General features: G+C 72.8%; 16 protein-coding genes. 7 read left to right on the top strand and 9 right to left on the bottom strand.

Annotated elements, in window-relative coordinates:
• Positions 1 to 76: 76 nt before the first annotated feature.
• Positions 77 to 1,759: a sigma-54-dependent Fis family transcriptional regulator gene (locus ACZ6SQ_RS06785; RefSeq protein ID WP_469557410.1), complete on the bottom strand. Its 1,683-nt coding sequence runs from the start codon at positions 1,757 to 1,759 to the stop codon at positions 77 to 79.
• 354 nt (positions 1,760 to 2,113) lie between these two features.
• Here ACZ6SQ_RS06785 and ACZ6SQ_RS06790 point away from each other — a divergent pair, with 354 nt between their 5' ends.
• Positions 2,114 to 3,337, top strand: coding sequence for a GAF domain-containing sensor histidine kinase (locus ACZ6SQ_RS06790; RefSeq protein ID WP_469557412.1), 1,224 nt, complete (start codon positions 2,114 to 2,116; stop codon positions 3,335 to 3,337).
• Between the two features lie 91 nt (positions 3,338 to 3,428).
• Here the strand turns inward: ACZ6SQ_RS06790 and ACZ6SQ_RS06795 are convergent, their stop codons facing one another.
• A complete protein-coding gene (locus ACZ6SQ_RS06795) occupies positions 3,429 to 4,073 on the bottom strand; it encodes a response regulator (RefSeq protein WP_469557413.1) in 645 nt (214 codons plus the stop codon).
• A 94-nt stretch (positions 4,074 to 4,167) separates the two neighbouring features.
• Between ACZ6SQ_RS06795 and ACZ6SQ_RS06800 the strand changes: the two genes are divergently transcribed.
• Positions 4,168 to 5,856 (top strand): AMP-binding protein, encoded by a 1,689-nt coding sequence (locus tag ACZ6SQ_RS06800; protein ID WP_469557415.1) that lies wholly within the window; start codon positions 4,168 to 4,170, stop codon positions 5,854 to 5,856.
• A 179-nt stretch (positions 5,857 to 6,035) separates the two neighbouring features.
• Here the strand turns inward: ACZ6SQ_RS06800 and ACZ6SQ_RS06805 are convergent, their stop codons facing one another.
• The 5 genes from ACZ6SQ_RS06805 to ACZ6SQ_RS06825 all read right to left on the bottom strand — a co-directional run bounded on the left by ACZ6SQ_RS06805 (position 6,036) and on the right by ACZ6SQ_RS06825 (position 10,960).
• A complete protein-coding gene (locus tag ACZ6SQ_RS06805) occupies positions 6,036 to 6,533 on the bottom strand; it encodes a PaaI family thioesterase (protein ID WP_469557417.1) in 498 nt (165 codons plus the stop codon).
• A 213-nt stretch (positions 6,534 to 6,746) separates the two neighbouring features.
• A complete protein-coding gene (locus tag ACZ6SQ_RS06810; RefSeq protein WP_469557418.1) occupies positions 6,747 to 7,541 on the bottom strand; it encodes an enoyl-CoA hydratase in 795 nt (264 codons plus the stop codon).
• Positions 7,538 to 8,638 carry an enoyl-CoA hydratase/isomerase family protein gene (locus ACZ6SQ_RS06815; RefSeq protein ID WP_469557420.1) on the bottom strand — a complete coding sequence of 367 codons (1,101 nt, stop codon included), beginning with the start codon at positions 8,636 to 8,638 and terminating at the stop codon, positions 7,538 to 7,540. The genes ACZ6SQ_RS06810 and ACZ6SQ_RS06815 overlap by 4 nt, the downstream gene beginning before the upstream one ends.
• Positions 8,635 to 9,783, bottom strand: coding sequence for an acyl-CoA dehydrogenase family protein (locus ACZ6SQ_RS06820; protein WP_469557422.1), 1,149 nt, complete (start codon positions 9,781 to 9,783; stop codon positions 8,635 to 8,637). Before ACZ6SQ_RS06820 ends, ACZ6SQ_RS06815 begins: the two co-directional genes overlap by 4 nt.
• Positions 9,784 to 10,045: 262 nt before the next feature.
• Positions 10,046 to 10,960, bottom strand: coding sequence for a LysR family transcriptional regulator (locus ACZ6SQ_RS06825; protein WP_469557424.1), 915 nt, complete (start codon positions 10,958 to 10,960; stop codon positions 10,046 to 10,048).
• Here ACZ6SQ_RS06825 and mmsB point away from each other — a divergent pair.
• From mmsB to ACZ6SQ_RS06845, 4 genes are read left to right on the top strand one after another with little or no spacing between them, the layout of a single operon-like run.
• On the top strand, positions 10,898 to 11,944 hold the full coding sequence (gene mmsB, locus ACZ6SQ_RS06830; RefSeq protein ID WP_469557426.1) for a 3-hydroxyisobutyrate dehydrogenase: 1,047 nt from the start codon (positions 10,898 to 10,900) through the stop codon (positions 11,942 to 11,944). The two genes, ACZ6SQ_RS06825 and mmsB, sit on opposite strands and share 63 nt — an antisense overlap.
• A gap of 47 nt (positions 11,945 to 11,991) precedes the next feature.
• The gene (locus ACZ6SQ_RS06835; protein ID WP_469557427.1) at positions 11,992 to 13,485 is read left to right on the top strand and encodes an aldehyde dehydrogenase family protein; all 1,494 of its coding nucleotides are present in this window, start codon (positions 11,992 to 11,994) and stop codon (positions 13,483 to 13,485) included.
• Positions 13,486 to 13,488: 3 nt separating this feature from the next.
• Complete coding sequence (locus ACZ6SQ_RS06840; protein WP_469557429.1) at positions 13,489 to 14,691, top strand: CaiB/BaiF CoA transferase family protein; 1,203 nt, start codon at positions 13,489 to 13,491, stop codon at positions 14,689 to 14,691.
• Positions 14,692 to 14,747: 56 nt separating this feature from the next.
• A complete protein-coding gene (locus ACZ6SQ_RS06845) occupies positions 14,748 to 15,482 on the top strand; it encodes an ABC transporter ATP-binding protein (RefSeq protein WP_469557835.1) in 735 nt (244 codons plus the stop codon).
• 177 nt (positions 15,483 to 15,659) lie between these two features.
• On the opposite strand, the gene ACZ6SQ_RS06850 is transcribed toward ACZ6SQ_RS06845, so the two are convergent.
• Both ACZ6SQ_RS06850 and ACZ6SQ_RS06855 read right to left on the bottom strand, forming a co-directional pair.
• On the bottom strand, positions 15,660 to 18,128 hold the full coding sequence (locus tag ACZ6SQ_RS06850; RefSeq protein WP_469557431.1) for a SpoIIE family protein phosphatase: 2,469 nt from the start codon (positions 18,126 to 18,128) through the stop codon (positions 15,660 to 15,662).
• A gap of 80 nt (positions 18,129 to 18,208) precedes the next feature.
• The gene (locus tag ACZ6SQ_RS06855) at positions 18,209 to 18,640 is read right to left on the bottom strand and encodes a zinc ribbon domain-containing protein (protein ID WP_469557433.1); all 432 of its coding nucleotides are present in this window, start codon (positions 18,638 to 18,640) and stop codon (positions 18,209 to 18,211) included.
• Positions 18,641 to 18,920: 280 nt separating this feature from the next.
• On the opposite strand from ACZ6SQ_RS06855, the gene ACZ6SQ_RS06860 reads away from it, so the two are divergent.
• Positions 18,921 to 20,303 carry an MFS transporter gene (locus tag ACZ6SQ_RS06860; RefSeq protein ID WP_469557435.1) on the top strand — a complete coding sequence of 461 codons (1,383 nt, stop codon included), beginning with the start codon at positions 18,921 to 18,923 and terminating at the stop codon, positions 20,301 to 20,303.
• Positions 20,304 to 20,373: the final 70 nt, after the last annotated feature.

The raw sequence follows: 20,373 nt of genomic DNA on the forward strand, positions 1-20,373 counted from the left end.
GTGTCGGCTGTCACACGGGCGTGACAGGGAATATCCATCCGTTCACCTGGCTGTAACTGTCGCAATCCGAGACACCTCAGCCCGTCCCGGCGGCCGTGTCGTCGATGCCCAGCGCGCGAATGCGCCGGTAGAGCGTGGCGCGGCTCAGCCCGAGCCGTCGCGCGGCGTGCACCTTGTTGCCCGAACAGTCGCGCAGCGCCGTGACGATCGCTTCGTACTCGACCCGTTCCAGCAGGCTCAGGCCGCGGGTGCGGGCGGCCTCGCGCAGGGTCGGCGGCAGGTCCCGCCGGGTGACGTCCCCGGCCGAGCGGTTCTCCAGTACGTGCAGCAGCACCTCGCGCAGCTCGTGGAGATTGCCCCGCCAGGGGTGTGCGGCCAGGGCCTGCATGGCCTGGGCGGTGAACCGCAGCCGGGCCTGCGGACGCAGCCGGGCCACGAACGCGCCCACCAGGGACGGCAGTTCCTCCCGGCGGGCGCGCAGCGGCGGCAGGTCGATCCGGGCCAGGCAGCGGGACGCGAGGGCGGCGTGCTCGGGGCCCAGTTCGGGGACGGGGGCGCTGGTGAGCACCGTCCACAGGTCGCCGCGGCCGAGCAGCCGGGCCACCTGGGCGAGTTGCGCGGGCGACAGCAGCTGGAGGTCCTCGACCACGACGACATCGGCGCCGGCCGCCTCGATCCGTTCCGCGAGGTCCAGGGCCCCGGCCGGTTCGACGGCGTCCAGCCGGCACACCGACATGCCCCGGGTGAGGTCGGCCACCGTGGTGGTCCGGCCGGTGCCGGGCTCACCGCTGACCAGGACCGGTCTGCGGGCCAGGCGATGCCGCTCCAGCTCGCCGCCGTGCTCCGCCGACGGGGCCGCGGCGGTCCGTTCCCGGCCGCGGGGTACCGCGGCCCGGGTCTGCGCCGGGTCGTCCAGGGCGACCAGCACCCCACCCGTGCCCGGCACGGGCCGGAAGTCGGCGACGACCGTCCGCCCGGACGACAGCCGCAGCTCCCGGCGGGCGGGCCTGCGGGCGGGCAGCTCCGCCGCGAGACAGCGCAGCAGCGCGTGGTCGGAGGGCTCCAGCAGTTCCATCGCCGCCGAACTGGCCATGACCACGCCCTCGGTGAGCGCGGCCACCGCGCGCCGCCCGCCGACGGACGCCGACTGATAGGCGGCCAGCAGCCGTTGCTCGGACTCCCGGGCGCCCTGCAGCAGCCGCTGTTCGATCTCCCGGGCGGCCCGGACCAGATAGGGCGCCAGCAGCGGGTTGGCCAGCTCGGCCGGGCAGCTGATGTCCAGCACGCCCTCCAGCCGTCCGGTGACGCGGCTGACCAGGGGATGGCCGTAGCAGGTGAAGGCCTTGAGCGCCTCGATGTAGTGCTCCTCGCCCCGCACGGTGACACCACGCCGTATCTCGAAGACGGTGGCGATGGAGTTGGTGCCGGTGTTCTCCTCCAGGAAGCGGCTGCCGACGACGACCCCGGCCCGGTCGAAGGCCCCGGCGAGGTGGTCCACCCCGAAACGCCGGTCGACGATCCGCGCTCTGCTGTCGGCGAGGAGGATGCCGAATCCGCTGCCCGCCAGCTCCGCGGCCAGCTGGTCGAGGACCGGGGCGGCCGCCGTCTGGAGCCGGCCGCGCCGGTCGAAGTCCTCGCTCGGTTCCAGGGCGAGCGCGGTGTCCGGGCGCAGGCCGCTGAGCAGGGAGCGGCGCCACGACTGCGAGATCTCCGGCCGCAGCCCCGCCTCGGCGATGAAGGATTCGTCCGGTGTCCGCATGGGTGCCTCCGCTCGTGTTGCGGCACAGCCTTCCCGCCCACCCGGTCCGGCCATGCCCTTCGTGCGGCACGGCCGTCCCACCCGCCCGGACCGGCCATGCCCTTGGTGCGGCGCGGCCGTCCCGCCCGGTCCCGCCACGCCCTTCGTGCGGCATACCGGTGCCCCCTGGCGCTCCGCCACCCCCGGATGGAGAGGCGCGTGCGTGGTCGGGGGCGTGGGGTGGAGGCGACCTCTCCGTCTGGGGGTGGTGCTGTGACGCGCGCCACGCAAAGGTGGCCGCGGAGCCGTCGTCGGACGCCTCTGGCTGCCGAGACGGGCCCGCGCGTACGATGCCGATGCGAGAAGGGCTCCCCCATGAGCGGTCACAGCGAGCGCGAGCACGAGGTCCTGGATTCCCTGGACGTCCTGCTGCGTCTGGACACGGAGCGTGAGCAGCGCCTCAGCCTCCTCGACACCCAGGCCGTGCTGCGCGCCCTCGCCGACCGAATACGTCATGAGCACGACTTCGAGATCGCCCTCGCGGGCCTTGTCGAGGACCGGGCCCTGGTGCTGCGCGTCTGGTCGGGCACACAGTTCGACGCCCTGCACGACCTGCCCGTTCCGCTGGGGCTCGGGGTCGGTGGCCGGGTCGCGGCCGTCGGACGTCCGGTGGTCGTCGGCGACTACTGCCGCTCCACCCGGATCACCCATGACTTCGACTCCCAGGTCAGCCGGGAACGGGTCACCGGCATGATCGGCCTGCCGATCGGCAGCGGCACGACCCGGGGTGTCATCTACGGCGCCAAACGCGACTCCGCGGAGATCGGCGACCGGACGGTGGACGCCCTGGGCCGGCTGGCGCGGCTGGCGACCCTGGCCGTGGACGTGGCCGACGGCGCGGCGACCCTCGCCGACACCTCGGTGGCCGCGGAGCGGCGGCGCATCGCCGAGTCCCTGCACGACAGCGTCGGCGCGATGCTGTTCGGCATCGGCTCCTCCCTGCGCCGGCTCCAGACCGAGGCACGCGAGACGCCGTACGTCGCCCAGCGCCTCGCCTTGATCGAGCACCAGCTGTCCCTGGCCGGCAGCACCCTGCGCGAGTCCGTCTCCCGGCTGCGGGACACGAACTCCGACCACGACCCGGGCCGGCTGGCCGCCGACGTCGCGGAGTTCGTGCACAGCTTCGAGGTCCGTACGGGCGTCCCGGCGAGTTTCGTGCCGGTCGGGCGCACCCCGGAACTGGACCCCGAACGCCGGGCGGTGCTGGTGCGGGCCGTCGGCGAGGCGCTGCTGAACGTGGAGAAGCACGCCTCGGCGCGCTCCGTGGTGGTCACCCTCGCCGCCCATGACGACCGGGTGAGCGTCGCGGTCATGGACGACGGCACGGGCTCCCCGGAGCCGGAGGAACCGGCGGGCGAGCGGAGCGCGGCCGACGCGGGGACGGCGGGAGGCGTGCCGGCCGCGAGGGCCACCGGCGCCGGACTGCCCGCCCTGCGCGCCCGGGTGGAACGGCTCGGCGGGGCGCTGCGGCTGGTGCGGGAGGAGGACGGGACGACCCTGCGGTGCGACATCCCGCTCCCCCGGCCACCGGCCGTATGACAGGGCCGCGTGCGCGCGGCGCATCCGGATCCCCGGCCACCGGCCGTATCACGGGGGCCGCGTCCGCGCGGCGGGTCCGGCTCCCCCGGGATCAGAGCAGATGCTCCTCCCGGGCCCGCCGCACCGCCTCCACGCGGTTGCGGGCGCCCAGCTTCTGCATGGCCGTCTGGAGGTAGGTCTTCACGGTGTTCCGGGCCAGCCCCAGATCCTCCGCGATCTCCGGGTTGGTCTTGCCGGTCGCGGCGAGGCGTACGACCTCGTACTCGCGGCGGCTCAGCGACAGCTGGAACAGGCGGGCCTGGAGCATCGCCCCGCCCGACTCCTTCAGCCGGGGGTCGACCACCCGGACGCCCGCGGCGATACGCCGCAGCTGCTCCACGAGGTCGGTGTGGGTGACGTCTTTGAGCAGACAGCCGTGCGCCCCGGCCGACATGGCCGCGTCCAGCGCCGCGTGGTCCTCGAACGCGGTGAAGATCACCACCCGGGTGGCGGGCGAGACGGCCAGCACGCGCGGCAGCGCCTCGCTGCCCAGCATGTCCGGGAGCCTGAGATCGAGCAGGACGATCTCCGGACGCAGGTTCGCGGCCTGCTCGATGCCCTCGCGCGCCGTGCGGGCCGAGCCGACGACCTCCAGGTCCGGGGCGTCACGGACCAGCGAGCGGACCCCGTCGCAGACGACGGGGTGGTCGTCGACGATCAGGAGCCGAATGGTCTGTCCTGCGGAAACGTGGACCACGTTGATGAACTCTCCTCTCCACCTGGAGGAACCGGAATCGGCCGGGGGGATGAAATATCGGGGTGACGGTATCGAAACATCAAGGAGATGGGCCATGGGCTCGGTCGATGACTTCCTTTCCGCCCGCGAGGTGCTGCTGCGCCACCGGGCCGACTACGACGCCGCCCGCCGCGCGTTCGAATGGCCGCGGCCCACGACGTTCAACTGGGCCCTGGACTACTTCGACCGGATCGCCGAAGGCAACGGCCGGCGCGCGCTCTGGGTGATCGACGAGACCGGCGGCGAACAGAGTCGCACATTCTCGGAGCTGTCCCTGCGCTCGAACCAGGTCGCCAACCACCTCCGGTCCCTCGGGCTGCGGCGCGGCGACCGTGTGCTGGTGATGCTGGGCAACGTCCCCGAACTGTGGGAGGTGATGCTCGGCGCGATCAAGCTCGGTGTCGTGGTCATCCCGGCCACCCTGCTGCTCAGCCCCGACGATCTCACGGACCGGCTGGACCGGGGCCGGGTGCGTGCCGTGATCGCCGACCAGGACGTCACCGGCCGCTTCGCCGGACTGCCGGGCGCGGACCTGCGGATCAGCGTGGGAGCGCGGGCGCCCGAGGGCTGGCTGTCCTACACGGCGGCCGACTCGGCGTCCGAGGACTTCACCCCGGACGGTGAGACCCCCGCGGACGACCCGATGCTGCTGTACTTCACCTCCGGCACGACGTCCCAGCCGAAGCTGGTGGAGCACACCCACAGTTCGTACCCGATCGGGCACCTGTCCACGATGTACTGGATCGGTCTCCAGCCCGGGGACGTGCATCTGAACATCTCCTCGCCGGGCTGGGCGAAGCACGCCTGGAGCAATCTCTTCGCGCCCTGGAACGCCGAGGCCACCGTCCTGGTGTTCAACTACGCGCGCTTCGACGCGGCCCAGTTGCTGGACGTCCTGGTCCGTTGCCGGGTCACGACGATGTGTGCCCCGCCCACCGTGTGGCGCATGCTCATCCAGGAGGACCTCGGCGCGTACGACGTCAGCCTGCGCGAGCTGGTCGGCGCCGGGGAGCCGCTCAACCCGGAGGTCATCGACCAGGTCCACAAGGCCTGGGGCCTCACCATCCGCGACGGCTTCGGGCAGACCGAGACCACCGCCCAGATCGGCAACACGCCCGGCCAGCCCCTCAAGCCCGGGTCGATGGGCCGGCCCCTGCCCGGCTATCACATCGCCCTCCTCGACCCGGAGGGCAAGCCGGCCCAGGAGGGCGAGATCGGCCTCGACCTGGCCCGTCGCCCGGCCGGTCTGATGCGCGGCTACCGCGACGACGAGGAGCGCACCGCCGAGGCCATGCGCGACGGCTACTACCGCACGGGCGACGTCGCCTCTCAGGACGCCGAGGGCTACATCACCTACGTGGGCCGCGCCGACGACGTCTTCAAGGCCAGCGACTACCGCATCTCCCCGTTCGAGCTGGAGAGCGTGCTGATCGAGCATCCCGCGGTGGCCGAGGCCGCCGTGGTGCCCTCGCCCGACCCGGTGCGGCTCGCGGTGCCCAAGGCCTTCGTGGTCCTCACCGGCGGCCGGGAGCCGGGTCCCGAGCTGGCCCGGGACATCCTCCGGTTCACCCGCGACCGGCTCAGCGCCTACAAGCGCGTCCGCCGGCTGGAGTTCGCCGACCTGCCCAAGACGATCTCCGGCAAGATCCGCCGCGTCGAACTGCGCGGTCAGGAGCAGCAGCGCGACGAGGAGCGCCGCCCGAACGAGTACTGGGAGTCGGACTTCCCGGACCTCAAGGGCTGACCCGCGAGCCGCCGGAGAAACACTCCGCGCCCGTGGCCGCTCCGATGCCGACACATCGGAGGGGCCGCGGGCGCGGTCGCGTGCACGGGAGTGGTGACTCGAAGTGCCCGGCGCACCATGCCACTTCAGGCCGGGTCGGCCGGGCGGCGTACCGTGTCCGTCCGCCGCGAGTGGTCGGGTCAGCCGGGCGGCGTACCGTGCGCGTCCGCCGCGAGCCGCGCGGGGTCGACCCGGACGAAGACGGAGTCGCCGACCGCGACCAGCGTCGGGCCCGCGTGGACCTCGCAGATCACCCGGCTCCTGCGGGCCAGGGGGCCCTCGACCCGCGCGGTGAGGGTCAGCTCCACCCCCATCGGCGTCGGCTTGAGGAACTTGACGCCGAGCTCCCCCGTCACGCACTCGATGCGCGGCAGGCCGCCGGGCTCGCGGCCCTCGGCGCGGTAGTGGTACGCCATCGCCGTCCAGTTGGAATGGCAGTCGACCAGCATCGCGAGGAGCCCGCCGTAGACCAGCCCCGGCCAGCCCGTGTACTGCGCGGCGGGGCGGTGGACGCAGCGCACATGAACGCCGTCCGGGTCCCAGTGGCTGTGGATCCGCAGACCGGTCGGGTGCGCGCTCCCACAGCCGAAACAGACGCCGTCGGGCGCGGCCAGGTCCTGCAGCGGTGTGGCTTCCACGTGCGGATCTCTCCTGTTCGTAAGGGCGTGTCCGCGGACGTACGGTGTTCGCGGGACCGCCCGATCACATCACGAAGGCCCGGCGCCGGGCACCCCCGAACGGGGGGACCGGGGACACCGGGCCGGAGAGCGGCGGCAGGCCCTCACGGGGCCTGACCGAGAACGTCATGACGGGCGGATCCGCCCCGTCGGCCCGCTCGCCGCACGGTTCCTTCAGCGGTGGGTGAACACCGGCGGACGCTTCTCCGCGAAGGCGGCCATGCCTTCCTTCTGGTCGGCGGTGGCGAACACCGCGTGGAACAGGCGGCGTTCGAAGCGCACGCCCTCGGCGAGGGTCGTCTCGAAGGCCCGGTCGACGGCCTCCTTGGCCATCATGGCGACCGGCTTGGACATGCCCGCCACGGTCTCGGCGACGGCCAGGGCCTCGGTGAGGAGCCGGTCGGCGGGGACGATCCGGGAGACCAGACCGGCGCGTTCGGCCTCCGCCGCGTCCATGGTGCGGCCGGTCAGGCACAGCTCCATCGCCTTCGCCTTGCCCACGGCACGCGTCAGACGCTGGGAGCCGCCGATCCCTGGGATGACACCGAGCTTGATCTCGGGCTGGCCGAAGACGGCGGTGTCGGCGGCGAGCAGGATGTCGCAGAGCATGGCGAGCTCGCAGCCGCCGCCGAGCGCGTAGCCGGAGACGGCGGCGACGGTCGGGGTGCGGAGCCGGCCGAGCCGGTCCCAGGCGCCGAACCAGTCGTCGAGGTACATGTCCATGTAGTCCCGGGGGCGCATCTCCTTGATGTCGGCGCCCGCGGCGAAGGCCCTCGCGGACCCGGTGATCACGATGCAGCCGACCTCGGGATCACGGTCCAGCGCCTCGGTGGCGGCCACGACCTCCCGCATGACCTGGAGGTTCAGGGCGTTGAGCGCCTTGGGCCGGTCGAGGGTGAGCAGCGCGGTCCGGCCCCTGCGCTCGACGAGGACGGTCTCGTACGGCGCCTCGGTGGCGGTGTCGGTCATCGCTGTGCTCCGTTCTCGTCGGGGGCGGTGTCGTCCGGGGCGAAGCCGAGTTCCCGTCGGCCGAGCGGGGCGAAGAAGCGGGCCACGTCGGTGTCCGACACGTCGGAGAGCGAGCGCGGGGACCAGCGGGGGTCGCGGTCCTTGTCGATGACCTGGGCGCGGATGCCCTCGACCAGGTCCGGGGAGGTCAGCGCGGCGCAGGCGATGCGGTACTCCTGCTCCAGGACTCGCTCCAGTGAGTCGAGTCCACGTGCCCGGCGCAGGGCGGCGAGGGTCACCTTGAGCGAGGTCGGCGACTTGGTCAGCAGGGTCCCGGCCGCGTCCTTGGCGGGGGCCAGCCCGGTGTCGAGGAGGCGGCCGACGATCTCCTCGACGGTGTCGGCGGCGTAGCAGGCGTCGATCCAGTCGCGCTGCGCGTCCAGTTCACCGGCCGGCGGTTCGGCGCCGTGACGGGCGACGGCCTCCTCGGCCGGCAGTTCGGCGAGGTCGTCGAGGAGGGCGGGCAGCCGGTGGGAGGGGACGTAGGAGTCGGCCAGGCCGCACAGCCGGGCGTCGGCCGCTCCCACCGGGGCGCCGGTGAGCGCGAGATGGGTGCCGAGCTCGCCGGGGGCGCGGGAGAGCAGGTAGGTGCCGCCGACGTCGGGCACGAAGCCGATACCGGTCTCGGGCATGGCGATCCGGGAGCGCTCGGTGGCCACCCGCACACCGCCGTGCGCGGAGACGCCCACCCCGCCGCCCATGACGATCCCGTCCATCAGGGCGACATAGGGCTTGGGACAGCGCGCGATGCGGGCGTTGAGCCGGTACTCGTCGTACCAGAAGTCCGCCGAGGCGCTCCCGCCGGCGCGCGCGTCCTCGTAGATGGAGCGGATGTCGCCGCCGGCGCACAGCCCGCGCTCTCCCGCGCCGCTGATCACGACGGTGTCGACCCGCGGGTCGTGCTCCCAGTCGGTCAGGGCGTCGTCGATGCGGCGCACCATGACGTGGTTCAGGGCGTTGAGGGCGCGGGGGCGGTTGAGGGTGAAGTGGCCGGCCCGGCCGCGGATCTCCGTCAGGACGGAGTCGTCGGCGGCCGAGGGGGGCGTGGTCGGGGTCATCGGGTGGCTCCGATCAGGCCGCGGGCGACGATGAGGCGCATGATCTCGTTGGACCCTTCCAGGATCTGGTGGACACGGAGGTCGCGGACAATCTTCTCCACGCCGTACTCGCTCAGGTAGCCGTACCCCCCGTGCAGCTGGAGCGCGCGGTCGGCGACGGCGAAGCCGGTGTCGGTGGCGAACCGCTTGGCCATGGCGCAGAGCTCGGGGGCCCGCGGGTCCTCCTGGTCCAGGGCGGCGGCGGCCTGCCGGACGAGTGCGCGGGCGGCGGCGAGCTCGGTGGCCATGTCGGCGAGCCGGAACTGGAGCGCGGACGACTCGATCAGCGGGGCACCGAAGGCCTCGCGGTCGATGAGGTAGGCGCGGCTGCGGTCCAGGGCGCTCTGGGCGCCGCCGAGGGAGCAGGCGGCGATGCCGAGCCGTCCTCCGTTGAGGCCCTTCATCGCGATGCGGAAGCCGTCGCCCTCAGCGCCGAGCCTGCGGTCGGCGGGGACGCGGACACCGTCAAGGATCACCTGGCGCGTGGGCTGGGCGTTCCAGCCCATCTTCTTCTCGTCGGGGCCGAACGACAGCCCGGGATCGTCGCGCCGGACGACGAAGGCGGTGATGCCGCGGGCCCCGTCGTCGCTGGTGCGGGCCATGACGATGTAGAGGTCGGAGACCCCGGCGCCGGAGATGAACTGCTTGACGCCGGTCAGGACGTAGTGGTCGCCCTGGCGTTCGGCGCGGGTGCGCAGTGCCGCCGCGTCGGAGCCGGCGCCCGGCTCGGTGAGGCAGTAGCTGCCGAGGTCGTCCATGGAGCACAGTCCCGGCAGCCAGCGGGCGCGCTGGCTGTCGTCGCCGAAGCGGTCGACCATCCAGGCCACCATGTTGTGGATGGAGAGGTAGCCCGCGATGGTGGGACAGCCGACGGCGAGCGCCTCGAAGACGAGGACGCCGTCGGAGCGGGCGAGCCCGGAGCCGCCCCGGTCCTCCGCGACGTACACGCCGCCGAGGCCGAGTTCGGCGGCCTTGCGCAGGACGTCGACGGGGAAGTGCTTGTGCTGGTCCCATGCCTCGGCCTGGGGGGCGAGGTGTTCCTGTGCGAAGTCCAGGGTGGTCTCGACGATGGCCAGCTGGTCCTGGTTGAGGCTGGTGGTCAGCATCACGTCAGTGTCCCTTCCGCGCCGGGACGGCGCTCCGCCGGGCGAAGATCGAGGTCAGGGGGGAGGGGTGTGGCAGTCATGCGCCTCATGCTGCGGGGGCGGCGCGGGGTGCAGTACCTCCGGATAGAGGTATGGGAATTTCCGGTGTAACCGCCGGCGCACGCATCTCCCGCTCACGCACGCATGTCCCGCTCACCCGCGCATGTCCCGCTCACCCGCCCGGCTCGCGGACACCCGCCCGACTCCCGGTCGCCCGCCCACTTCACGGCAGCGGCGGGTGGAGCAGCTCCGTCCGCTCCCCGAACCAGTCGGCGAGATGCTCGTACACCAGCCGGACGCGTTCCACGTTGAGCAGCGCGGACGGCACGATCATCCAGAACGTGCGGGCCACTTCCAGCTCGCCCGGCAGCACGGGGACGATCCGGGGGTCTCGCTCGGCGAGGAAGGCGGGGAGCAGCCCGATGCCCATGCCGGCCGCGACGGCCTCCAGTTGGGCGAAGACGTTGCTGCTGCGGAAGGCGAAGTCGGCCGTCTCGGACACCTGGTGGAACACCCTCAGCTCGGGCAGGTCGAGCAGGGACTCGATGTACCAGACCATCTCGTGTCCGGCGAGGTCGTCGGCGGTGCGGACGGGCTGCCGGTCGCGCAGATGGCCGGGCGAGGCGTACAGCCGTAGGACGTACTCGCCGAGGGGGCGCGCGTGCAGCCTCGGCAGTTCCGGCCGGTGCAGGGTGATCGCCACGTCGAACTGGCCGGTGTGGTGGCTGATCAGGGCGCTGGTGGTGACGAGTTCGAGGTCGATGCCCGGGTGCCGGGCGTGCAGCGGCGCGAGCGCCGGGGCCACGAGCACGGAGCCTGCCGCGTCGGTGGCGACGATCCGCACGAGGCCGGAGACCGGGCGGCCGGCGTCGTCCGGCGCGGAGAACGCGAGGACGGCCTCGGCCTCGATGCGTTCGGCGTGCGGCAGCAGCCGTCGTCCGGCCCCGGTCAGCGTCCAGCCGGTGCGGGTCCGCTCGAACAGCCGGTGGCCGACGGCCTTCTCCAGCGCGGCCAGCCGGCGGGAGACGGTGGTGTGCTCGACCCCGAGGCGCTCGCCCGCCGCGACCAGTCGTCCATGGCGGGCCAGGGCCAGGAAGTAGCGCAGGTCGTCGAGGTTGACCTTCTGATCGATGTGCATATCTGCACGGTACCTGTGTCGAAGTGCCTCTTGTCCGTGCAGGTGTGCAGGTTCGACGGTGGACGCCAACAGCTTCACGGCACCAGGAGGTATCGGATGGCCACCGTCGGTTTCATCGGTCTCGGCAACATGGGCGGTCCCATGGCCGCCAACCTCGTGGCGGCCGGTCACCAGGTGCGGGGCCACGACCTCTCCGCCGAAGCCGTCGCCGCCGCGCGCGAGGCCGGGGTGACGATCGCCGGGTCCGTCGCGGACACGGTGGCGAAGGCCGAGGTCGTGATCACGATGCTGCCGACCGGGCGGCACGTCAGGGACGTGGTGCTCGGCGACGACGGTGTGCTCGCGCACGCCGCCGGGGGCACGGTGGTGATCGACTCCTCGACCATCGACATCCCGAACACCCGGGCCGTCCACGCGGCCCTGACCGAGCGCGGACTGCCCGTGCTGGACGCCCCGGTGTCCGGCGGCGTCGCCAAGGCCAGGGCGGGCACGCTCACCTTCATGGCCGGCGGCACCGACGAGGCGTTCGCACTCGCCCGTCCGTATCTGGAGGCGATGGGCGCGAACATCGTCCACACCGGCTCCGCGGGCGCGGGCCAGGCCGCCAAGATCTGCAACAACATGCTGTTCGGCACCACCATGACGGCCGTCGCGGAGGCCTTCGTCCTCGCCGAACGGCTCGGTCTGGACGCCCGCAGCCTCTACGACATCGTCAGCACCTCCTCCGGTGACAGCTGGGCGCTGCGCAACTTCTGCCCCTGGCCCGGCCTGGTGGAGGGCTCTGCCGCGGACAACGGCTACCGCGCGAACTTCGCCGCCGCGCTGATGAGCAAGGACCTTCGGCTGGCGCTCACCGCCGCCGAGGAGTCGGGTGTCGAACTGCCCGTGTCGGGCCGTGCCGACGCCGTGTTCGCCGCGCTCGCCACGGCCGAGGGCCATCTCGACGCCTCCGCCGTCATCCGTGAGATCCGCGGCCGCGACTGACCCGGCTCCGCTCCCGCCCTCCCCACCCCTGTTCGAAGGACCGCACCATGACGAGCCAGCAGACCACCCCCGTCCTGTCCGAGCACCACGTCGGTGACACGCTCATGCTGATCGACGGCGAGTGGACCGGCGCCGCCGACGGCCGGTGGATCGACGTCGAGAGCCCGCGCGACCGGACGGTCCTCGGCCGTGTCCCGCGCGCCGGGACCGAGGACGTCGACCGGGCCGTCACCGCGGCCGCCCGTGCCTTCCCCCTCTGGCGGGACCTGCGTCCCCGCGACCGCGGTGACGTCTTCCGCCGGATCGCCGACGCCCTGGAGCCCGAGCAGGAGCGCATCGCCCGGCTGCTGTCGCTGGAGAACGGCAACGCGCTGCGCACCCAGTCACGCGGCGAGACGCAGTTCCTCGTCGACGCCTTCCGCTACTTCGCCGGTGTCGCCGGTGAGACCAAGGGGGAGAGCATCCCGCTCAACTCCCTCGTCCTGGACTACTCCCGGCGCGAACCGCTCGGTGTGGTCGGCGCGATCGTGCCCTGGAACGCGCCCCTGATGCTCTCCGCGCTGAAGATCGCCCCCGCGCTGGTCACCGGCAACACCCTGGTCCTGAAGCTGGCCGAGGACGCCCCGCTCGCGGCCCTGGCCGTGGCGCGGATCTGTCAGGAGTACCTGCCGGACGGTGTGCTGAACGTCGTCACCGGCTACGGCACGGAGGCCGGCGAGGCACTCACCTCGCACCCGGCCGTCGCCAAGCTGTCCTTCACCGGCTCCACGGCCGTGGGCCGCCGCGTGATGGAGAAGGGCGCCGAGCGGATCGTGCCCGTCTCGCTCGAACTGGGCGGCAAGAGCCCGCAGATCGTCTTCCCCGACGCCGACGAGGACTGGGTGGTGGACGGCACCGTCATGGGGATGCGGTTCTTCCGCCAGGGACAGTCCTGCACCGCCGGATCGCGCCTGTTCATCCACGAGGCCGTCTTCGACTCCTTCGTCGACAAGCTGGTCGACCGGCTGTCCAAGCTGGTCGTCGGCGACCCTCTCGACGAGGCCAGCGACATGGGCACACTCGTCAACGGCCGCCAGCACGGCCGGGTCTGCGAGTACATCGCCGAGGGCATCGCCCAGCCCGGAGTGGACCTCGCGCTCGGCGGCCTGCCCCCCGTCGAGGGCCCGCTCGCCGAGGGCTGGTACCAGCGGCCCACCGTCTTCGCCCATGTCTCCAACTCCTGGCGGATAGCCGCCGAGGAGATCTTCGGACCGGTGGTCTGCGCAATCCCGTGGCGGGACGAGGACGAGGTCGTGCGCATGGCCAACGACACCCACTACGGCCTCGCCGGCTTCGTCTGGACGCACGATCTGGGCCGGGCCCTGCGCACCGCGCACGCCCTGGAGGCGGGCTGGGTCCAGGTCAACCAGGGCGGCGGCCAGGTCCTCGGCCAGTCGTACGGCGGGTTCAAGCAGAGCGGCATCGGCCGGGAGTTCTCCCTGGAGGGCATGCTCGACAGCTACACCCAGCGCAAGCACGTCTCCGTCCATCTGGAGCGCTGAGCGATGAGCACCTCCACCACCGCGGGCCCGCTGACCGGCGTGGTCGTCGTCGACCTCTCCCGAGCGCTGGCCGGGCCCCAGACCGCCATGATGCTCGGCGACATGGGCGCGCGGGTCATCAAGGTCGAGGCACCCGGCACCGGCGACGAGTCGCGCGGCTGGGGTCCCCCGTTCGTCGGCCCCGAACAGGCGCCGGAGTCGACGTACTTCCTCTCCTGCAACCGCAACAAGGAGTCGGTCACCGCCGATCTGAAGTCTCCCGAGGGCGTCGACCTGCTGACCCGGCTGGTCCGGCACGCCGACGTCCTGGTGGAGAACTTCCGGCCGGGTGTCATGGACCGCCTCGGCTTCTCCCCCGCGCGCCTGCACGAGCTCAACCCGCGGCTGGTGGTCCTCTCCATCAGCGGCTTCGGCCACGACGGCCCCCAGGGCGGCCGCGCCGGGTACGACCAGATCGCCCAGGGCGAGGCCGGGCTGATGAGCCTCACCGGGACCGGCCCCGACAGCCCCTCCAAGGTGGGGGTGCCGATCGGCGACGTGCTCGCGGGCATGAACGGCGCCTACGGTGTGGTCAGCGCGCTGTACGAGCGCGAACACACCGGGCGCGGCAAGGTCGTGCGCACCTCCCTGCTCGCCTCGATCGTCGGGGTGCACGCCTTCCAGGGCACCCGGTACACGGTCGCGGGCGAGGTCGGCCGGGCGGCGGGCAACCACCATGTGGCGATCGCCCCCTACGGCCTGTTCCGCTGTGACGGCGGAGCGATCCAGGTGGCCGCCGCCAACGACGCCCAGTGGGTGAGGTTCGCGCGGATCGCCGGCCTGGACACCGCCGACCCGCGCTACGAGACCAACGCGCGGCGCGTGGCCCGTCGCGAGGAACTCGTCGCGGACATCGAGAAGGCCCTGCTCGAACATCCCCCCGCGCACTGGCTGGCGCTGCTGGACGCCGCCGGCGTCCCGGCCGGCGAGGTCCGCACCCTCGACCAGGTCTACGACTGCCCGCAGACCCGCTCCCAGGGCCTGGTCGTCACGGTGGACCACCCCTCCCTCGGCACCATCGAACTGCCCGGCCCCGCCGTCCGGTTCGACGAGGGAGGTCGCACCCGGCACCTCGCGCCGCCCCGACTGGGAGAGCACGACGAGAGCGTGCGCGCCTGGCTGCGCGGCCTCGACCCGCACCCGGGCGAGGGCGGGGCGGCCCGGTGACCCGGACCGTGGCCGCGCTGTCCGGGGTGAGCGTGCTGCGTCATCCCACCGGCCGGATGATCCTGGACCGCGTCGGCTGGCGGGTCCGCGCCGGTGAGCACTGGGCGCTGCTCGGGCCGAACGGCGCCGGGAAGACGACCCTGCTGCGGCTGCTCGGCGCACAGGGCCATCCGACCAGCGGCACGGTGGACGTCCTCGGTCACCGGGTCGGTCGGGTCGACCTGCGCCTGCTGCGGAGCCGTATCGGGTTCGTGTCGCCGATGCAGGAAGTGCCGCCGAAGGCTACCGCGCACACGGTCGTCCTCACCGGCGCCACCGGCACCGTGCAGCCGCTGTGGCGCGAGTACGACGCGGCGGCACGGGCGCGGGCCCATGAACTGCTGGCCGAGCTGAACTGCAAGGACCTCGCCGACCGGCCCTACGGTGTGTGCTCCGGCGGGCAGCGGGCCAGGGTGCTCGTCGCGCGGTCCCTGATGTCCGAGCCGGGACTGCTCCTGCTCGACGAGCCGTACAACGCGCTGGACCTGCCGTCGCGGGAGGACGTGATCGACGCGATGCGGGAACTGGCCCGCAGTCGACCGGAGTTGGCGACCGTCACCGTCACCCACTATCTGGAGGAGCTGCCCGCCACCACCGGTCATGCCCTGCTGCTGCGCGACGGACGGGTCCAGGCCGCAGGACCGGTCGACGAGGTGCTCACCAGCGCCCGGATGACCGCCTGCTTCGGGCGGCCGGTCGAGGTCGAGCGACGCGCGGGGCGGTGGACCGCCCGCTCGGCCCGCACATGCTGACCTCGCACGTCACTCACGCTTCCCCTGGTGGACCAACTCACGCTTCCCCCTGACAGACGGGCACCTCAGCTGCCGTGCCCCGGCCCGACCGGCATCGCCTTCCCTCCCCCCTGCGATGCCGTTCCCCTCCTCACGGGCCGGGGCACGGCTCACCCCTGTGCGGCCACCGGCGGGGCTTCACGACCCGGCGGGGAGCCGCTGTTCCGCCCAGATGGTCTTGCCGTCCGCGGCGTGGCGGGTGCCCCACCGTTCGCTGAGCTGGGCGACGAGCAGCAGGCCCCGGCCGCCCTCGTCGTACGTGCGGGCCCGGCGCAGATGCGGGGCGGTGCTGCCGGCGTCGAAGACCTCGCACACCAGGGTGGCGCCGCGGATCAGCCGGAGTCCGACGGGCGGCCGGCCGTAGCGCACGGCGTTGGTGACCAGTTCGCTGACCAGGAGTTCGGTGACGAAGGAGATCTCCTCCAGCCCCCAGGCCTCCAGGCGGCCCGCCACCAGCTTGCGGGCCCGTGAGACCTCGGCCGGGTCGGAGGCGATGTCCCAGGCGGCGACCTGGGTGTCGTCGAGCGCCCCGGTCCTGGCCACCAGCAGGGCGATGTCGTCCGCGGGCGGGCCGGCGCAGCAGGCGTCGAGGACGGCGTCGCAGATCTCCTCCAGCGAGGCCGAGGGATCGGCGAGGGCCCGGCGCAGCGGGGCGAACCCGGTGTCACGGTCGATCTCGTGCACCAGGCCGTCGGTGTAGAAGGCCAGCAGACTGCCCGGCGGCAGGTCCAGCACGGCCGACTCGAAGGGCAGGCCGCCCAGGCCGAGGGGCGGGCCGGCGGGCAGCTCGGGGAAGTCGAGGTCGCCGTCCGGCCGCAGCACGGCGGGGCCCGGGTGCCCGGCGCGGGCCATGACGCAGGTGCGGGTGACCGGGTCGTAGACGGCGTACAGACAGCTCGCTCCGACCTCGCCGGCCTCGGGGTGGTGCGGCGCCTGCGGGTCCGGTTCCTCGGCGGGTTCGTGGTCGGCGCGCAGCACGAGGTCGTCGAGATGGGTGAGGAGTTCGTCGGGCGGCAGGTCGAGGTCGGCGAGGGTGCGGACGGCGGTGCGCAGGCGTCCCATGGCGGCCGAGGCGTGCACCCCGTGGCCGACGACGTCGCCGACGACGAGGGCGACCCGCGAGCCGGGCAGCGGGATCACGTCGAACCAGTCGCCGCTCACCCCGTCCCGGGAGCTGCCCGGCAGGTACCGGAAGGCGAGGTCCACGGCCGTCTGCCGGGGGGCGTGATGGGGCAGCAGGCTGTGCTGGAGGGCCAGGGCGGCGTTGCGTTGCAGGGTGTACTGGCGTGCGTTGTCGATGGCGAGGGCGGCCCGGGAGGCGAGCTCGGCGGCCAGATGGAGTTCGTCCATGTCGAACGGTTCGGGCGTGCGGTGCCGCATGAAGATCGCCAGGCCGAGGGTGGTGCCCCGGGCGACCAGGGGCGCGGCGAGGTAGGAGTGGATCCCGAACTCCCGGGCGCGTTCGCCGCGGGCCGGTTCCCGCTCCAGCCAGCGTTCCATGTCGGGGTCGGTGATGCGGTGCCGCAGGGCGTGTCCGGTGGCGAGCGCCCGCGCCATGGGCGAGTCCGGGGCGACCAGGTCGGGCTCTCCGGTGGGGATCGCGGACTCGGGACAGCCGGGCAGGACGGAGTGCTGGGCGACGCGGTGGTAGACGCCGGCCGTCGGGTCGGCCGCAGGTGCGGGCGCGAGGCCCCGGACCACGCTGTCGAGCAGGTCGACGCCCACGTAGTCGGCGAACCGCTCGGTGGCCAGGTCGGCCAGTTCCTGGGCGGTCCGGACGACGTCGAGGGTGGTGCCCACGCCCGCCCCGGCCGCGCTCAGCAGCGCGAGCCGGCGCCGGGCCCGGTCCTGGTCGGTGACGTCCAGGGCGGCGATGGACGTGCCGCGCACCTGTCCGCCGGCGTCGGTCAGCGGGTAGACGAAGTCGGTGTAGACCCGGCCCCGCCCTTCCTGCCGGGCACGGTCGGATATGCGGACCGTGACCGCTTCCCCGGTGCGCAGCACCTGCTCCGACAGTTGCTCCAGCCGCCGGTAGAGCGGTGCGGGTCCGACCTCGCCGAGGCGGCGGCCGAGTGTCTGCTCGGCGTCCAGGGCCATCACCCGGTAGGCCTCGTGGTTGGCGCCGACCATGCGGTTGTCGTCGTCGAAGACGCCTACGGCCAGAGGAAGCTGGACGAGGGCGCGGCCCATGAGTTCCGCGGTCGCCTCGTCCGCCGCCGGAAGGCCGGGATACGGTTCCCGCCGCCCCGGCTCGGCGATCAGCAGCACCCATGACAGGTCACCGGACGCGGTGTGCACGGGGGTGGCGCGCACATCGGCGTCGACGCGCCGGCCGTCGCGGTGGCGCAGGGCCGCGCGGCCGCTCCAGTCCTGCCCGTCACCGAGGGCGCGGGCCAGCGGATGCGAGAGGGGTCCGTCGAAGAGGTCGGTGGCGGGGTGTCCCACGATCTGTTCGGCGCTGTGGCCGAGCAGCATGCGGGCGCCGGGCGCCCAGGCCGTGACGCGGTGCCGGCCGTCCAGGCAGACCGCGGCGGGCGGCGGGGTGCCTCCGGTCCCGTCCGGGCGGTTGTGCGGCGCCGTGCCGTCCGCCGACTCGTTGTGTGCCATGTCCTGGGCCCTGCCGTCCGCCGTCGTACGACCAGCCCCCGCCTGTCTGCGTCCAGAGTGGACCCGTCGTGCCGCCGGGCTCAACCCGCGTCGCGGATCCAGCCGTCCAGGGGCGCGTCGACGCAGGGGCGGACCAGCAGCTCACCGCAGACGATCCGCTCGCCCGCGACGGCCCCGGACGACCCGGCGAGCCGGACCTGGACACCGGGGCGCACGGCGTGCGGCGGCCCGGCCACCCGGCAGCGGACGACGAACCCCTCCTTCATCCGTACCGGCCACAGGGCGTCACGGTCCGCGGCCGTGGTCCGGCGGGGCGCCACGACCCCGACGCCCTCGCTGCGCTCGGTCACCAGCTCGGCGGACCAGCAGGCCGGGCAGCTCGACCGCCGGATGGTGGCCGTGCCGCACCAGGTGCAGCGCAGGAAGAGCAATTCCGTGGGGGTTTCGGTCTCCTGCGCGGACCGGCCGTCCGCCGGAACCGGTCCTTTTCTCATCACTCGCGCGAAATACACGGCGCCCGCTCCCTTCGAATGTCGCGATCCGCTGTCCGGGCGGACGGCGGGAGGGGAGCAACATATGGCACCCGGTTCCCCGGTGAAAGAGCGGACTTCCCCCAGTTGGAGAGGGCTTTCATCTGGCGGGAATGCCAGGAATTCAGAGAGATGCAGGCACCGCGTGCCATTGTCCTCCCTCTCCAACTGGAGGTGTTGCTGTGGCCCACGACACCTCATCTTCGACTCACCCCCCGCAGCAGCCGCGACGACGCCGTCGCCCGCATATCGGAGTCCCCAAATGTCCCAGCCCCCTGTCCGCTCCTCCGGGAAATCGACCTCGCTCTCCAGAATCATCATGGTGAGCAGCGCCGGATCGGCCATCGAGTGGTTCGATTTCTTCATCTACGGCACCGCCGCCGCACTGGTCTTCAACAAACTGTTCTTCCCGGCGTCCGATCCGCTCGTCGGCACGCTGCTGGCATTCATGACGTTCGCCATCGGTTTCGTGGCGCGTCCGGTGGGCGGAATCGTCTTCGGGCACTTCGGCGACCGGGTGGGACGCAAGCCCGCGCTGGTGAGCGCTCTGTTCCTGATGGGCGGTTCCACGGCGCTGATCGGCCTGCTGCCGACCTACGACGCCATCGGTGTGGCCGCGCCGGTGCTACTGGTCGTGCTGCGCCTGCTCCAGGGCATCGCGGTGGGCGGCCAGTGGGGCGGAGCCGTGCTGATCGCCACGGAGAACGCCCCGCGGGGCCGCCGCGGCCTGTACGGCAGTTTCGCGCAGCTCGGTGTGCCGGCCGGGCTGATGCTGTCCAGCCTGGTGTTCCTCGTGATCACCTCCACCCTCGACGACCGGCAGTTCACGGCGTGGGGCTGGCGGGTGCCGTTCCTGTGCAGCATCGCGCTGATCGTGGTGGCGCTGTTCGCCCAGTTCAAGCTGGAGGAGACGGACGACAGCCGGCAGGCGCGGCAGGAGCGGGAGGCCTCGGGCGCCGCGGAGGGGTCCCGCTCCCCGGTGGTGGAGGTGCTGCGCAAGCACCCGAGGAACGTGCTGCTGGCCGCCGGAGCCGTCGTCGTCATCGGCGCGGGCTTCTATCTCTTCGTCACCTACATGCTGTCGTACGGCACCACGGTCCTCGGCATGCCCAAGAGCACGCTGCTGAACGCGGTGCTGGTCGGTGCCGCGCTCCAGGTGCCCGCGCTGATGGGCTTCGGTGCCCTGTCCGACCGCGTCGGCCGACGCGCGGTGTACCTGGTGGGCGCGGCCGGCATGGGACTGTGGGCCTACCCGGCATTCCTGCTGCTGAACACCGAGCGGTGGCCGCTGGTCACGCTGGCGCTGGTGGTCGGCCAGTTGCTGTTCGCGGCGATGTACGGGCCCCAGGCGGCCTTCTTCTCCGAGCTGTTCAGCGCTCGGGTGCGGTACTCCGGTGCCTCGCTCGGCTATCAGCTGGGCGTGATGGTGGGCGGTGCGTTCACCCCGATCGTCGCGACCTGGCTGTACGCGAAGTACGAGTCGTTCGTGCCGGTGGCGGGCTTCCTGGTCGCCGCGGCGGCGGTGTCCTGTCTGTGTGTGCTGGTGCTCAGCGAGACGTACCAGGACGAGGACGAGGACGACAACGAGGCCGCGGCCGAGGACGCCGAGTCCGGCGGGAACGTGCGGCCCCTCACGGCACGCTGACGCCTCCCGTTCCGGCGGGGGGATAAGCGTCCCTCCACAGCCCGAAGTTATTCTTTTTCGGGAGTTCTAG

This window comes from Streptomyces sp. NPDC048600 (assembly GCF_055587025.1).

Bases quoted from the DNA above. Each gene is read 5' to 3' on its own strand.
- ACZ6SQ_RS06785 (WP_469557410.1), bottom strand. From the start codon at position 1,759: ATGCGGACACCGGACGAATCCTTCATCGCCGAGGCGGGGCTGCGGCCG.
- ACZ6SQ_RS06790 (WP_469557412.1), top strand. From the start codon at position 2,114: ATGAGCGGTCACAGCGAGCGCGAGCACGAGGTCCTGGATTCCCTGGAC.
- ACZ6SQ_RS06800 (WP_469557415.1), top strand. From the start codon at position 4,168: ATGGGCTCGGTCGATGACTTCCTTTCCGCCCGCGAGGTGCTGCTGCGC.
- ACZ6SQ_RS06810 (WP_469557418.1), bottom strand. From the start codon at position 7,541: ATGACCGACACCGCCACCGAGGCGCCGTACGAGACCGTCCTCGTCGAG.
- ACZ6SQ_RS06815 (WP_469557420.1), bottom strand. From the start codon at position 8,638: ATGACCCCGACCACGCCCCCCTCGGCCGCCGACGACTCCGTCCTGACG.
- ACZ6SQ_RS06820 (WP_469557422.1), bottom strand. From the start codon at position 9,783: ATGCTGACCACCAGCCTCAACCAGGACCAGCTGGCCATCGTCGAGACC.
- mmsB (WP_469557426.1), top strand. From the start codon at position 10,898: ATGGCGGGCCAGGGCCAGGAAGTAGCGCAGGTCGTCGAGGTTGACCTT.
- ACZ6SQ_RS06825 (WP_469557424.1), bottom strand. From the start codon at position 10,960: ATGCACATCGATCAGAAGGTCAACCTCGACGACCTGCGCTACTTCCTG.
- ACZ6SQ_RS06835 (WP_469557427.1), top strand. From the start codon at position 11,992: ATGACGAGCCAGCAGACCACCCCCGTCCTGTCCGAGCACCACGTCGGT.
- ACZ6SQ_RS06840 (WP_469557429.1), top strand. From the start codon at position 13,489: ATGAGCACCTCCACCACCGCGGGCCCGCTGACCGGCGTGGTCGTCGTC.
- ACZ6SQ_RS06845 (WP_469557835.1), top strand. From the start codon at position 14,748: ATGATCCTGGACCGCGTCGGCTGGCGGGTCCGCGCCGGTGAGCACTGG.
- ACZ6SQ_RS06850 (WP_469557431.1), bottom strand. From the start codon at position 18,128: ATGGCACACAACGAGTCGGCGGACGGCACGGCGCCGCACAACCGCCCG.
- ACZ6SQ_RS06860 (WP_469557435.1), top strand. From the start codon at position 18,921: ATGTCCCAGCCCCCTGTCCGCTCCTCCGGGAAATCGACCTCGCTCTCC.